The sequence below is a fragment of the Algiphilus sp. genome, from assembly GCF_023145115.1.
Classification (GTDB): domain Bacteria; phylum Pseudomonadota; class Gammaproteobacteria; order Nevskiales; family Nevskiaceae; genus Algiphilus.
This window is the reverse complement of record NZ_JAGLEJ010000001.1, coordinates 41,904-56,633: the sequence shown is the minus strand read 5'-3', so window position 1 is coordinate 56,633 and position 14,730 is coordinate 41,904. Positions and strand designations below refer to the sequence as shown.

The window sequence follows — 14,730 nt, the reverse complement described above, 5'->3', positions numbered from 1 at the left end:
CGGGCGCGCAATTTCGCCGCCGCCTCCGGCGCGCGGGGCGGGCGCCCGCCGCGGGCGGTTTGCGCGACCGTCCGCATCGCCATAGGCTTGCGCGGCCATGAGCAGCATGAGCAGCGATCCCGCCGACCCCACTGCATCGCTTCCCGACGCGCGCGCGCGCGACGCCGTGCGGTGGGCGGTGTCGTGCGCCGGGGGCGGTCCCTTCGCGACCGCGGTGGCGTCGGCCGATGCCAGTTTCCGGCGCTACTTCCGGATCAGCAGTGCGTCCGGCACCTGGATCGTCATGGATGCGCCGCCCGAGCACGAGGACAACGATGCCTTCGTGCACGTGGCCGGCCTGATGCGCGATGCCGGGCTGCGTGTGCCCGAGATCCACGCCGCCGACCTCGACCGCGGCTTCCTGCTGATCAGCGACCTCGGCACGCGCACCTATCTGCAGGCAATGAACGAGGACAATGCCGCCGACTACTTCGGACGTGCCGGCGAGGCGCTGATCCGCTGGCAGGGCGCCACCCGTCCCGGCACGCTGCCCGAGTACGACCGCGCGCTGCTGCTGCGCGAGACCGGGCTGTTCGCGGAGTGGTTCCTGGGCCGCCACCTCGGCGTGATCCTGACGGACGACGAGCGAGCGGCACTGAACGCGGTCGAGGATCTGCTCGCCGATCGCGCGCTTGCCCAGGGCCGTGTCTATGTGCACCGCGACTACATGCCGCGCAATCTCATGGACGGCGCCGATGCGCCCGGCATCATCGACTTCCAGGACGCGGTGATCGGTCCGGTGAGCTACGACGCGGTATCGCTGTACCGCGATGCCTTTGTCTCGTGGCCGCCCGGGCTGGTCGCCGACGGTCTCGGCCAGCTGCACGAGCGCGCGTGCGCCGCCGGTCTGCCGGTGCCGGCCGCGCGCGGCGACTTCCTCGCCGATTGCGACTGGATGGGGCTGCAGCGCCACCTCAAGGTGCTGGGCATCTTCGCCCGTCTCACGCTGCGCGACGGCAAGCCGCGCTATCTCGCCGACACGCCGCGCTTCATCGACTACGTCATGCAGGTGGTTCCGCGCTACCCGGAGCTGGCGCCGCTGCGCGCCATCTTCGAGCGCCACGTACTGTCGCGCGCATGAAGGCCATGATCCTCGCGGCGGGGCGGGGCGCCCGCCTGCGGCCGGAGACCGACCGCAGCCCCAAGCCGCTGCTGCAGGTGGGTGGCGAGCCGCTCATCGCCCACCATCTGCGCAAGCTCGCCGCGGCCGGGATCGAGGACGTGGTGGTCAACACCGGCTGGCTCGGCGAGCAGCTTCCGCGCGCGCTCGGCGATGGCGGCGCGTGGGGCGTGCGCATCGCCTGGTCGCACGAGGGCTGGCCGGCGCTCGATACCGGCGGCGGCATCCGCAACGCGCTGCCGCTGCTCGGCGACGGCCCGTTCCTGCTGGCCAACGGCGATGTCTGGAGCGACATCGACTATGTCGACGTACGGGATCATGCGCCGTCCGGCGGCGATCATGCGTACATCGTCCTCGTACCCAATCCACCGCATCATCCCGACGGCGATTTCGGCATCGCCGGTGATCGCGCATCGGATGCCACGCCCACACGCCTTACCTACAGCGGCGTGAGCTGTCTGCACCCGGCGCTCTTCACCGACCGAACGGCAGAGCCCTTTCCGCTGGGGCCGCTCCTGCGCGCCGCCATCGCGGCCGGCCGTGTCTCGGCGCGACTGCACACCGGCACCTGGTCCGATATCGGCACCCCCGCGCGCCTGGCCGCCATCCGCGAACAGCGCGACCGCGACTGAGCGGAGGCCGGCCGGCAGACATTCCGCCGAATGTATGCAATGATGTGTACGAGGCGTGTGCCTCGATCATGCCGCCCCGAGAGTCCGCGTTGTCCTCCGATTCCCCGCCAAGCGAAGCGGTACTGTGGCCTCTGCCGGCCTGGCTGGCCGAATCCGCGGTGCCCGATACGGTCGCCGTCGACCGGGCGGCCCGCATGCGCTTCGTGCTCGACCTCGTGGCAGGCAATATCGCGCACGCCAGCGGCGGCCCCTTCGCTGCCGCGGTGTTCGATCTGGAGACCGGGGCCCTGCTCGGATGCGGCGTGAACCTCGTCGTTCCGACCCACTGTTCCAGCGCGCACGCCGAGATCGTCGCGATCAGTCGTGCCCAGCAGGCGGTGGAGTGCTTCGACCTGGGGGCCGATGGTCGGCGCTGCGAGCTCGTGACCAGCACCGAGCCCTGCGCGATGTGTCTCGGGGCCATCCCCTGGTCGGGCGTTCGCAGCGTGGTCTGCGGCGCCACCGACGGTGATGCGCGCGCGGCGGGTTTCGACGAGGGCGACAAGCCGGAGGCGTGGCCACGGTTGCTCGCTGACCGCGGCATCGCCGTGACGCGCGAGGTCTGCCGGGACGAAGCGGCCGATCTGCTGCTGCGCTACGCCGACGGCGGCGGCCCGATCTACAACGCCGGCAACTGACCGGAGCGTTCCCGGTCGGCGAATGCCGCCGCCAACCACCGCACCAAATGTATGCAACGTTGCATCCGCCGAGTGCGCGTGCGCTGCAATTCGTAGGACACTTTCCGTAAGCGTCTGAATTCAAAGGCGCATCGTGGGTGGCATGGCTGTTGCTTCATTCGGGCATGAAGCAGCAACTGGAGTTCACATCATGCCCGCCACGCCCGGCCTCCGGGGCGGCGCCGCGACCAGCGGTGCCGACAACGCGACATCCGCGCCCCATCGCGCCGACCGCTGCGGAGGCGCTCGTGCGTAGCGCTCCGCTGACCGGCGATGGCGCGGCCGCGCGCGCCTGGGAGCCGCTGCGCCCGGGCATCGAGATCCGCGTGCTGTACGAGGACAGCGCCAGTGCGCAGCGCATCGCGCTGCTGCGCTACCAGCCCGGTGCCCGCGTGCCGTCGCACCAGCACGTCGGCGAGGAGCACATCTACGTGCTCGAGGGCGCGCAGCAGGACGAGAACGGGCGCTATCCGGCCGGCAGCTACCAGTGCAACACGCCCGGAACCGTGCATTCCGTGTACAGCCCCGAGGGCTGCCTCGTGCTCATCCACTGGACCGGACCGCTGGATTTCTCGGTTGAGGCCGATGGGGCCTCTCCGGACGCAGCCGAATCGTGACGACAACAGGAGCAAGCGCATGACCGAATCAGCAGGCAAGCAGTTCAGCGTCCCGGCCGAGCCGTACAACTGGCCCTTCGACGGTTCGGTGGCACCGGAGCGCATGGCCTTCGTGGTCATCGACATGCAGACCGACTTCTGCGGCAAGGGTGGTTACGTCGACTGCATGGGCTACGACCTCAACCTCACGCGCTGCGCGGTCGAGCCCATCCGCAAGACCCTCTCGCTGGTCCGGCAGGTGCCGGGCATGCGCGTCATCCATACCCGCGAGGGGCACCGGCCCGAGCTCTCCGACCTGCCCGAGAACAAGGTCTGGCGCAGCAAGAAGGTATCGCCGGGCATCGGCGAGGAAGGACCGTGCGGCCGCATCCTGGTACGGGGCGAACCGGGCTGGGAGATCGTCCCGGAGCTGGCCCCCGCGCCCGGCGAGATCGTCATCGACAAGCCCGGCAAGGGCTCGTTCTACGCCACCGATCTCGAGCACATCCTGCGCACCTGCGGCATCACGCACCTGATCCTGACCGGGATCACCACCGATGTGTGCGTGCACACGACGATGCGCGAGGCCAATGATCGCGGCTTCGAATGCCTGCTGCTGACCGACTGCACCGGCGCCACCGAGCTGCGCCACAAGGAGGCCGCCATCACCATGATCAGCATGCAGGGCGGCATCTTCGGCGCGACCACCGAGTCCACGCGCGTGAACGCGTCGCTGGAGGCGCTGCTCGCCACCGAGACGGCCGGCGCATGACGCACTCCCTCGCCGTCGCCGGTCTCGGGGTCGCGGGTGTCGCGCTGACGATGGCGCCGGCGACGCCGTTCGCCGGCGAGCCCGGCGCCGATCACTACATCGAGGCGCTCGATCTCGCGCCCCATCCCGAGGGTGGCTACTACCGGCGCAGCTACGAGGCGGCCGACACGCTTCCGGCCGCGGCGCTGCCCGACCGCTACGACGGCCCGCGTCCGGCGGCGACGGCGATCCACTTCCTGCTGGAGCGCGGCCAGGTGTCGGCGCTGCACCGGCTGCAGTCGGACGAGCTCTGGCACTTCTACGCCGGTGATCCGCTGCGCGTGCACGTGATCGACGCCGAAGGCGCACACCGCGAGATCGTGCTCGGCCCCGATCTCGCCGACGGCATGGTCTTCCAGGCGCTGGTGCCGCACGGCACCTGGTTCGGGGCCGAGCTGATCGATGGGCCGCACGGCTATGCGCTGGTCGGCAACACGGTCGCGCCCGGCTTCGACTTCGCCGACTTCGAGCTGGCCGGGCGCGAGGCATTGCTCGCCCGCTACCCGGAACACGCGGCGGTCATCCGCCGGCTTGCGCGCTGAGCGCGTTCATCCAACAACCAACATCCAGGGAGAGCAGCACGGTGACGACAAAGGCGGGCGGAGCGGGGCGTCGGGGATATGCATCCGTCGCGATCGGAGGGGGGCTGCTGGCCGTCGCGCTGGCATCGCCCCCCGCCGGTGCGGCGGCGCCGGGCACGGTGACGCTGTACGACAAGCCGGAACCGTTCACCTTCGATGCCGAGACACAGGCGCGGCAGAAGCTGGTGCTGGTGGCGCTGGAGAAGGCACCGGCGGATCTGGTCATCAGCGGTGCCACCGTGCTGAACGTGCACACGCTGCAGTGGATGGAGAACCACGACATCGTCATCGCCGAGGGCCGCATCGCCTGGGTCGGCCCCGGCGGCGAGTGGGGCGGCAAGGCGGCGAAGACGGTGGACGCCGAGGGCCAGTGGGCGGTGCCGGGCTTCGGCGAGTCGCACAAGCACATCGAGAGCAGTCATCTCACGCCCGAGTACGAAGCAGCGATGGTGCTGCCGCAGGGCACCACCTGGATCGCCGAGGGCTCGCACGAGTTCTCCAATGTGTCGGGCGAGCACAACGTCGACTTCTGGCTCATGGCGCGCGACGCCGGCTCGCCGCTGAAGATCTATCCGGCGCTGGGCTCGGCGACGCCGCCCACCGCCTACGAGGTCGGTGGCGGCTACTACGGCTACGACGAGGTGGCGGCGCTCATCGCGAGCGACCGTCGCGTCGCCGGCCTCGGCGAGGTCATGGACTGGCCGGCGATCTGGAATGTCGACAACCCCGGCTACCAGCGCCAGTGGGAGACCATGCAGGCCACGCGCGATGCGCGCGCCGTCATCGAGGGCCACGGTGGCGGCCTCGTCGAGCTGGGCGAGATCAACGCCATGGCCGCGGCGGGGCTGTCCAGCGATCACGAGGTGCGCCTGCCCCAGGAGGCCTGGGACAAGATGCAGCGCGGCATCTTCCTGCAGCTCAAGTACGACGGCATCCAGGCGGGCGTCACCTACTTCCTGGAGAAGGGGCTGAAGGACTGGTCGAACATCTCGGTGACCACCGATGACCGCGACGCGCTGGCCTCGCTCAAGCTCGGGACGATGGACTACAACGTCAAGCTGGCGCTGCGCGCCGGCGCACCGCTGGAGGCGGCCTACGCCATGGCGAGCTACTACCCGGCGCGGCACTGGCATCTCGAGGATCAGGTGGGATCGCTCGCCCCGGGACGTCATGCCGACGTGGTGCTGCTCAGCGATCCCGAAGCCGTTGCCATCACCGATGTCTACGCCAACGGGAAGCTCGTCGGCGACGACGGCGAGTACGTCGGCCCGATCCCCGAGATCGAGTACCCCGAGTGGGCCACCGACACCATGAACGTCGGCCGCGAGGTCGTCGCCGACGACTTCGCCATCCGCGTGCCGGCCGGTACCGAGCGCGCCACCGTTGCGCTGCGTCAGCCCTACACCTTCGAGGACCCCTTCCTTACCGCCGAAGTGGCGGTGGATGCCGACGGCAGCGTGCTGCGCGACGACGCGCAGTCCATCAGCAAGGTCGGCCTCACCGATCGCTATCAGGGAACCGGCGCGGTATCGGCGATGTTCTGGCGCAACATCGGACCGAAGACGCCGGACTCGGCCGCGAGCTGCTCCGTCTCGCACGATCTGCACAACATCTGGTCGGTCGGCAGCAGCGATCACGCCATGGCGATGGCCACCAACAAGGTGGTGGCGATGGACGGCGGCTGCGCGCTGGTGCGCGACCACGAGATCGTCGCCTCGGTGCGCTACGAGATCGGCGGGCTCATGACCCAGCGTCCGGCTGCGGAGGTCGCCGCCGATATCGAGGCCATGTTCAACGAGGCCGATCGCATGGAATGGCACGGCGAAACACCCGGCTGGCCGCGGCGGATGATCGCGGCCTTCCTGACGGCCTCGCCGCGGAAGTGGGTGCTGGTCTCCCCCTATGCGGGCAATCCGGACGGCTTCGTCAATCTGGTCACGGGCGAGGTGCACCCGGTGGCCTGGCCTGCCGAATAGCGGCCGACCGGCCACCCGATCAACGACTCACCCGCGCGGCGCGCGGGCCACAACGCTGCCAGGAGCACGAACGATGCGATCGATGAGAACGGTGACGCCAACCGCAGCCCGAGCGGCCCTGCTCTGCGCGGTGATGCTGGCGTCGCCTGCCGGCGCCGCCGGGCCGGGTACCGTCACCCTGTACGACAAGCCCGAGCCTTTCACCTTCGATGCCGAGACGCAGGCGCGGCAGAAGCTGGTGCTGGTGGCGCTGGAGAAGGCACCGGCGGATCTGGTCATCAGCGGTGCCACCGTGCTGAACGTGCACACGCTGCAGTGGATGGAGAACCACGACATCGTCATCGCCGAGGGCCGCATCGCCTGGGTCGGCCCCGGCGGCGAGTGGGGCGGCAAGGCGGCGAAGACGGTGGACGCCGAGGGCCAGTGGGCGGTGCCGGGCTTCGGCGAGTCGCACAAGCACATCGAGAGCAGCCATCTCACGCCGGAGTACGAGGCGGCGATGGTGTTGCCGCAGGGCACCACCTGGGTCGCCGAGGGCTCGCACGAATTCTCCAATGTCTCGGGTGAGCACAACGCGACCTTCTGGCTCATGGCGCGCGACGCCGGCTCGCCGCTGAAGATCTATCCGGCGCTGGGCTCGGCGACGCCGCCCACCGCCTACGAGGTGGGCGGAGGGTACTACGGCTATGACGAGGTCGCACGCATGCTGGCGAGCGACCGGCGCGTGGCGGGCCTGGGCGAGGTGATGGACTGGCCCGCCATCTGGAATGCCGAGAGCCCCGGCTACCAGCGGCTCTGGGAGACCATGCAGGCCACGCGCGATGCGCGTGCGGTGATCGAGGGCCATGGCGGCGGTCTCACCGAGCTGCCCGAGATCAACGGCATGGCCGCGGCCGGCCTGTCGAGCGACCACGAGACCCAGGTCGGCAAGGAGGCCTGGGACAAGATGGCACGTGGCATCTTCCTGGAGCTGCGTCCGGACACCATCCGCGTTGCCATCCCCTACTTCCTGGAGCAGGGACTGGCGGACTGGTCGAACGTCTCGGTGACCACCGACGACCGCGATGCCTCGGCGTCGCTGGAGCTCGGGACCATGGACTACAACCTCAGGGTGGCGCTCGATTCGGGCGCACCGCTGGAGGCGGCCTACGCCATGGCGAGCTACTACCCGGCGCGCCACTGGCATCTCGAGGATCAGGTCGGGTCCATCGCCCCGGGGCGCTATGCCGACATCGTGCTGCTCAGCGACCCCGAGAAGGTCGCCATCACCGATGTCTACGCCGACGGCATGCTGGTCGGCGACGACGGGAAGTATGTCGGCCCGATTCCGGAAATCGAGTATCCGGAGTGGGCCACCGACACCATGAACGTCGGCCGTGAGGTAACCGCCGACGATTTCGCCATTCGCGTTCCGGCCGGTACCGAGACCGCGACCGTGGCGGTGCTCGAGCCCTTCTACTTCGGCGAGGACTTCATGACCGCGCAGCTGCCGGTCGACGCATCCGGCCTGGTGCAGCTCGACCCGGATCAGCCGCTCAGCAAGATCGGTCTGACCGATCGCTACCAGGGCAGGGGCGCGGTCTCGTCGATGTACTGGCAGAACATCGGGCCGACGACGCCGGGCTCGGCGGCGAGCTGCTCGGTGGCCCACGATCTGCACAACATCTGGTCGGTGGGCAACAGCGATCGCGCCATGGCCATGGCCACGAACCGGGTGGCCGCGATGGGCGGTGGCTGCGCGCTGGTGCGCGGGCACGAAGTCGCCGCATCCGTGCGCTACGAGATCGGCGGCCTGATGACCCAGCGGCCGGCGCGCGAAGTCGCCAACGAGATCGACGCCATGTATGCCGCCGCCGAGGAAATGGAATGGCTCGGCGAAGCGCCCGGCTGGCCCAAGCGGATGATCTTCGCCTTCCTCACGGCATCGCCGTGGAAATGGGCGCTGGTGGCGCCCTACGAGGGCAATCCCGAAGGGCTGGTCAATGTCGCCACCGGCGAGACGCACCCGGTGGCCTGGCCGGCCGAGTAGATGCGGCACACCAATCGAAGCACCACGGGCATGCGCAGTCGCGCGTGCCGGCAAGCACGCTAGGAGCGACGACGATGCGAATGACGAACCGAAAGACCCCGACCGCGCTGATGGCGGCCATGCTGGCGGGGGCGGCGGCCACGGGCGCCGCCACCGCCGAGGATGCCGGCACGGTGACGCTGTACGACAAGCCGGAACCGTTCACCTTCGATGCCGAGACACAGGCGCGGCAGAAGCTGGTGCTGGTGGCGCTGGAGAAGGAACCGGCGGACCTCGTGATCAAGGGCGCCAAGGTCCTCAATGTCTACACGCTGCAGTGGATGGAGAACCACGACATCGTCATCGCCGAAGGGCGCATTGCGTGGGTCGGTCCGAGCGGCGAATGGGGCGGCAAGGCGGCGAAGACGGTCGATGCCGAGGGCGAGTGGGCTGTGCCGGGCTTCGGCGAGTCGCACAAGCACATCGAGAGCAGCCACGTCACGCCCGAGTACGAAGCGGCGATGGTGCTGCCGCAGGGCACCACCTGGATCGCCGAGGGCTCGCACGAGTTCTCCAACGTGGCCGGTCCGCAGAACGCGGACTTCTGGCAGATGGCGCGCGACGCCGGTTCGCCGCTCAAGGTCTACACCGCCATCGGCTCGGCGACGCCGCCCACCGCCTACGAGGTCGGCGGTGGCTACTACGGCTACGACGAGGTCGAGGACATGCTGGCCAAGGACCGGCGCGTCGCCGGTCTCGGCGAGGTCATGGACTGGCCGGCCGTGTGGGACCCCGAGAACCCCGGCTACCAGCGGCTGTGGGAGACCATGCAGGCCACGCGCGATGCGCGCGCCGTCATCGAGGGTCACGGCAGCGGGCTCGTCGATCTCCCGGAGATCAACGGCTTCGCGGCGGCGGGGTTGTCCAGCGATCACTCCATCCGGCTCGCCGAGGAAGCCTGGGACAAGATGGGCCGCGGCGTCTTCCTCGAGCTCAAGCCGGATGCCCTGCAGGTGTCCATTCCCTATTTCCTCGAGAAGGGTCTGCAGGACTGGTCCAACATGTCGGTGACCACCGATGACCGGGACGCGCTCGCCTCGCTCAAGCTGGGCACGATGGACTACAACATCAAGGTGGCGCTGCGCGCCGGAGCGCCGCTGGAGGCGACCTACGCCATGGCGAGCTACTACCCGGCGCGCCACTGGCACATCGAGGACCAGGTGGGGGCGATCGCGCCCGGGCGCTCCGCCGACATCGTGCTGCTCAGCGACCCCGAGAAGGTCGCCATCACCGACGTCTACGCGGACGGAGAGCTGGTCGGTGACGACGGCAAGTATGTCGGCCCGATTCCGGAGATCGAGTATCCGGATTGGGCACACGACACCATGAACGTGGGCCGCGAGATCGTCGCCGAGGACTTCGCGGTGCGCGTGCCGGCCGGTACCGACAAGGCCACCGTGGCGCTGCTGGAACCGTTCTACTTCGAGGACGAATTCATGACCGCGACCCTCGACGTCGATGCCGACGGCAACGTGCTGCGCGACGAGGCCCAGTCGATCAGCAAGGTCGGTCTCACCGACCGCTATCAGGGCAAGGGTGCGGTATCGGCGATGTTCTGGCAGAACATCGGGCCGACGACCCCGGGCTCGGCGGCCAGCTGCTCGGTGGCGCACGACCTGCACAACATCTGGTCGGTGGGCAGCAGCGACCGCGCGATGGCGATGGCCACCAACAAGGTCGCCGAGATGGATGGCGGCTGTGCGCTGGTGCGCGAGCACAAGGTGGTTGCCTCGGTGCGCTACGAGATCGGCGGCCTGATGTCGCAGCGGCCCGCCCAGGAGGTCGCCGCCGATATCGAGGCCATGTACGACCAGGCCGACCGCATGGAGTGGCACGGCGAGAACCCGGGGTGGCCGCACCGCATGATCGCCGCCTTCCTCACCGCCTCGCCCTGGAAGTGGGTGCTGGTGGCGCCCTACGAGGGCAATCCGGACGGCTTCGTCAATCTGATCACCGGCGAGACCCACGCCGTGGCGTGGGCAGCCGAGTAGCGTTCCAAGGAGCACGACATGATGACCCCCATTCCCGCATTCGGACGCGGCGCCGTCGTCGCCCTCTCGGTGCTTGCCGGTGTCGCGCACGCGGCCGGTTTCTCGGAGCGCTTCGAGACCATCAAGGACGAGGCCACCGACGAGCAGCTCTACCGCTTTCTCTACGATCTGCCCAAGGGCGGTGACATCCACAATCATCTGGGCGGCTCGAGCCGCTCCGAATGGTGGTTCGATCTCGCCGTCGATACCGAGCGCAACGGCGGCTATGTGTACTACACCAAGACCGCCATCGAGGACTGCCCGGGTCCGCGTGCCGAGCCGGTCGATCAGCGCAACCCGTACCTGATCTACTTCCACACCATCCAGGAATCGACCTACGAATCGTTGAGCGACTGCCAGAAGTCGGAATACGAGCTGATGACGGGGCTCGACGACGAGGAGAAGGCGATGTGGATCGCCGGTCTGCGTCTCGACCAGGAGGGCGAGGGTCGCTACGAGTTCTTCGAGAAGACCTGGCGGCGCATCGGCGAGCTGTTCCGCAATCCGCATATCACCACCGAGCTGCTGGTCGAGAACATGAAGCGGTTCGGCGCCGAGGGTGTGCGCTATCTCGAGCTGCAGACCGGCGCCGCCGGGTTCGTCACGCCCGAGGGCGAGCCCATTCCGGTCGAGGAGGGCGTGCAGTTCTACGAGGACCGCCTGGCGCAGAAGGACGCGCGGGACACCGGCGTCACGGTGCGCTTCCTGTACACGGTGCTGCGCTTCTCGCCCGACGCCGAGGCCGATCTGGAGAACGCCTATGCCTTCGTCGATGCCAACGACCGCTGGGTGGGCATCAACATGGCCGGGCGCGAGGACAACGACAAGGGGCATCCGCTGCGCTTCCTGGAGACCTATCGCAGGATGCGGCGCGACTACAGCGATGTGCATCTGTCGATCCATGCCGGCGAGGTCGACGAACCCTCCAAGCACGTCCGCCAGACCCTGCTGCTGGGGGCCGAGCGCATCGGTCACGGTGTCGATCTCATCACCGACGACGACACCATGCTGCTGATGCGCGAGGGGCCCTACCTGGTCGAGATCCAGCTCATCAGCAACAAGCTGCTGGAGTACACCCCGGATCTCGACAAGCACCCCTTCCCGGAGTATCTGCGTACCGGCATACCGGTGAACCTCAACACCGACGATCGCGGCATGTGGGACACCAACATGACCGACGAATACTTCACCGCCGTGAAGCACTTCGATCTGAGCTGGGAGGAAGTCGTCGCGGTCAGCCGGATGGGGCTGGAGCATTCCTTCGCGCCCGAGGACGAGAAGGCCGATCTGCTGGAAAGCTACGACAGCGACATCGCCGCCTTCGAGCGTCGCTACTCCGGCGACTGGACCGCGCCGCTGGCGGATGTCGAGCCCGAGACCTACACCTACGGCGAACGCGTCTTCGGCCTGTCCTTCGATTGAGCGCTTCGCGCAAGGGAGTACCCGCATGATCTTCATGAACACCTTCGGCGCCCTCCGGGTGCCCTCCGCGGTCGCCCTTCTCGGCCTCTCGCTGGTCGGCTGCGGCGGTGGCGGTCCGGACACCGCGTCCAGCGGCGCCGGCTCCGCCGGCAAGGCGGCACCGCCGCCATCCGACGACTTCGGCGCGCTGTTCGAGACCATCAAGGACGAGGCGTCGCCGGAGGAGCTGTATCGCTTCCTCTACGACCTTCCCAAGGGCGCCGATCTGCACAACCATCTGGGCGGTTCGAACCGTCCGGAATGGTGGTACGAAGTGGCGGTCGACACCGAGCGCAACGGCGGCTACGAGTACTACACCAAGACATCGATCGCCGACTGTCGCGAGGCCATGCGCCAGCCGGTCGATCCCGGTGAGCCCTATCTCATCTACTACCACACCATCCAGACGTCGCACTACGAATCGCTCAGCGACTGTCGCAAGAGCGAGTACGAGCTGCTGGCCGACCTCGACGCCGACGAGAAGCGCAACTGGCTGTCGAGCCTGCGCCTGGACAAGCCCGGTGAAGGGCGCTGGGAGTTCTTCGAGCGTACCGGAGAGCGCATCGCCGACCTGCGGCGCAATCCGTACATCATCACGGAGCTGCTGGTCGAGAACATGAAGCGGTTCGGCGCCGAGGGCGTGCGCTATCTCGAGCTGCAGGCGAGCGCGCGCGGCTTCGTGACGCCGAAGGGCGAGCCCATACCGCCGGCCGATGTCGTGCAGATGTACCGCGACCGCATGGCGCAGGAAGATGCGCAGGCCACCGGCGTCGCGGTGCGCTTCCTCTACACCATCGGCCGCTACCGGCCGGATGCCGAGCAGGATCTGCGCGACACCTACGCCTTCGTCGACGAGTACGACGACCTGTGGGTGGGCATCAACATGGCCGGGCGCGAGGACAACGACAAGGGGCACCCGCTGCGCTTCCTCGACACCTATCGCGAGATGCGCCGCACCTACAGCGGTGTCGGGCTGGCCATCCACGCCGGCGAGGTCGACGAGCCCTCGAAGCATGTCCGCCAGACCCTGCTGCTGGGCGCCGACCGCATCGGCCACGGTGTCGATCTCATCACCGACCCCGACACCATGCTGCTGATGCGGCACGGACCCTATCTGGTCGAGATCCAGCTCATCAGCAACGAACTGCTGGAATACACCCCGGATCTCACCAAGCATCCCTTCCCGGAGTATCTGCGTACCGGCATACCGGTGAATCTCAACACCGACGATCGCGGCATGTGGGACACCAACATGACCGACGAATACTTCACCGCCATCAAGTACTTCGATCTGAGCTGGGAGGAGGTCGTCGCGGTGAGCCGCATGGGCCTCGAGCACTCCTTCGCGCCCGATGCCCTCAAGGCCGAGCTGCTGGAAGGCTACGACCGCGCCATTGCCGACTTCGAGAAGCGCTACTCGGACGACTGGCAGGCACAGCTGGCGAAGGTCGACGCGGAGACCTACACCTACGGCGAGCGCACCTTCGGCATCAGCTTCGACTGATCGCCACGGACAACGGCAACGACGGAGCGACATGGCACGCTTGAAAGGGAAGCTCGGAGGCTGGCGCTGGGCAGCGCTGCTGCTGCTCGGCATGTCGGCGAATGCCGTTGCGCATCCGCTCGACTACACGCACCTCGAGGTCACGCTCGGTCCCGACCAGACCTGGACCGCGACCCTCAAGAGCGACCTCACCTCGGTGGTGGGGTCGCCCGAGACCTATCACCGTCTGGCAACCGCACCGGCCGACGACGCCGACCGTGTCGCGCTCACCGAGCAGCTCCTCGACGCCATCGCCTTCCGCTTCGACGAGCGCCCGGTGCGTCCGGTGGTGCAGGCGGTGGCCTATCCCGACCTCGATCTCGCCGGCTTCCGCGACTACTGGGAGCGCAAGCGCACCGAGTTCGAGCTCCAGGGCGTGATTCCGCGCGGTGCCGGCACGTTCACGCTGACCGTCGATCCCGAGCTGACCATGCGCTACCCGTTGGTGCTGGTCACGCGCAACCCGGCCGCGGGCCATCAGCGCACGCGCTGGCTCACCTACGGCGAGGGCAGCGATCCGGTGCCGCTCAGCGGCATCGGCAGCAGTGACGCAGCCGGGGGCGAGGCCGGAGGGCCGCTGCCCAGCGCGGATCCGGCGGCCACCGTCGTCGGGCGCTTCATCGCGCAGGGCTTCATCCACATCCTGCCGCTGGGACTCGATCACATCGTCTTCGTGCTCGGCCTCTTCCTCTACAGCATCCGGTGGAAGCCGCTGCTCTGGCAGGTCACCGGCTTCACGGTGGCGCATTCGCTGACCCTGGGGCTGGCGCTGTACGGCGTCGTGTCGCTCCCGTCGCGATGGGTGGAGGCGCTGATCGCGGCGTCCATCGTCTACGTCGGCTTCGAGAACCTGCTGGGGCGCGAGACCGGACGGTGGCGCTTCGCCGTCGTCTTCGGCTTCGGCCTGCTGCACGGGCTCGGCTTCGCCGGCGCCCTGATGGATCTGGAACTGACCCGGGCCGAGTTCCTGCCGGCGCTGTTCGGTTTCAACGTCGGCGTCGAGATCGGACAGCTGGCGGTGCTGGCGCTGGCCATGCTCGCGGTCGGATGGGCGCGCCATCACCCGCGCTACCGCACCTTCGTCGTCGTGCCGGGCTCCCTGTTCATCGCGCTGGTCGGCCTCTACTGGGTCGTCGAGCGCACGCTGCTCTACTGAC

The 14,730-nt window shown here is 68.5% G+C and carries 12 protein-coding genes; all 12 read left to right on the top strand.

The genetic code is table 11. The features are described 5' to 3' along the window. Positions 1-106 precede the first annotated feature (106 nt). On the top strand, positions 107-1,120 hold the full coding sequence (locus tag KAH28_RS00230; protein ID WP_290573777.1) for a phosphotransferase: 1,014 nt from the start codon (positions 107-109) through the stop codon (positions 1,118-1,120). After that, a complete protein-coding gene (murU, locus tag KAH28_RS00225; RefSeq protein ID WP_290573775.1) occupies positions 1,117-1,791 on the top strand; it encodes an N-acetylmuramate alpha-1-phosphate uridylyltransferase MurU in 675 nt (224 codons plus the stop codon). Before KAH28_RS00230 ends, murU begins: the two co-directional genes overlap by 4 nt. 158 nt (positions 1,792-1,949) lie before the next feature. Then, positions 1,950-2,468: a nucleoside deaminase gene (locus KAH28_RS00220; protein WP_290573773.1), complete on the top strand. Its 519-nt coding sequence runs from the start codon at positions 1,950-1,952 to the stop codon at positions 2,466-2,468. A gap of 287 nt (positions 2,469-2,755) precedes the next feature. Next, positions 2,756-3,124 carry a cupin domain-containing protein gene (locus tag KAH28_RS00215; RefSeq protein ID WP_290573771.1) on the top strand — a complete coding sequence of 123 codons (369 nt, stop codon included), beginning with the start codon at positions 2,756-2,758 and terminating at the stop codon, positions 3,122-3,124. A gap of 19 nt (positions 3,125-3,143) precedes the next feature. Next, positions 3,144-3,875, top strand: a complete 732-nt coding sequence (locus KAH28_RS00210) for an isochorismatase family cysteine hydrolase (protein ID WP_290573769.1) — start codon at positions 3,144-3,146, stop codon at positions 3,873-3,875. Continuing rightward, positions 3,872-4,456 (top strand): cupin domain-containing protein, encoded by a 585-nt coding sequence (locus KAH28_RS00205; RefSeq protein WP_290573767.1) that lies wholly within the window; start codon positions 3,872-3,874, stop codon positions 4,454-4,456. Before KAH28_RS00210 ends, KAH28_RS00205 begins: the two co-directional genes overlap by 4 nt. Before the next feature lie 41 nt (positions 4,457-4,497). Next, positions 4,498-6,471, top strand: a complete 1,974-nt coding sequence (locus KAH28_RS00200; protein WP_290573766.1) for an adenine deaminase C-terminal domain-containing protein — start codon at positions 4,498-4,500, stop codon at positions 6,469-6,471. Between the two features lie 73 nt (positions 6,472-6,544). Next, positions 6,545-8,500: an adenine deaminase C-terminal domain-containing protein gene (locus KAH28_RS00195; RefSeq protein ID WP_290573765.1), complete on the top strand. Its 1,956-nt coding sequence runs from the start codon at positions 6,545-6,547 to the stop codon at positions 8,498-8,500. An 80-nt stretch (positions 8,501-8,580) separates the two neighbouring features. Continuing rightward, a complete protein-coding gene (locus tag KAH28_RS00190) occupies positions 8,581-10,530 on the top strand; it encodes an adenine deaminase C-terminal domain-containing protein (protein ID WP_290573764.1) in 1,950 nt (649 codons plus the stop codon). An 18-nt stretch (positions 10,531-10,548) separates the two neighbouring features. Next, positions 10,549-11,991 carry an adenosine deaminase gene (locus tag KAH28_RS00185; RefSeq protein WP_290573763.1) on the top strand — a complete coding sequence of 481 codons (1,443 nt, stop codon included), beginning with the start codon at positions 10,549-10,551 and terminating at the stop codon, positions 11,989-11,991. A 25-nt stretch (positions 11,992-12,016) separates the two neighbouring features. Then, a complete protein-coding gene (locus tag KAH28_RS00180) occupies positions 12,017-13,534 on the top strand; it encodes an adenosine deaminase (RefSeq protein ID WP_290573762.1) in 1,518 nt (505 codons plus the stop codon). 31 nt (positions 13,535-13,565) lie between these two features. Next, entirely contained in the window at positions 13,566-14,729 is a 1,164-nt protein-coding gene (locus KAH28_RS00175; protein WP_290573761.1) for a HupE/UreJ family protein, read from the top strand. Position 14,730: the final 1 nt, after the last annotated feature.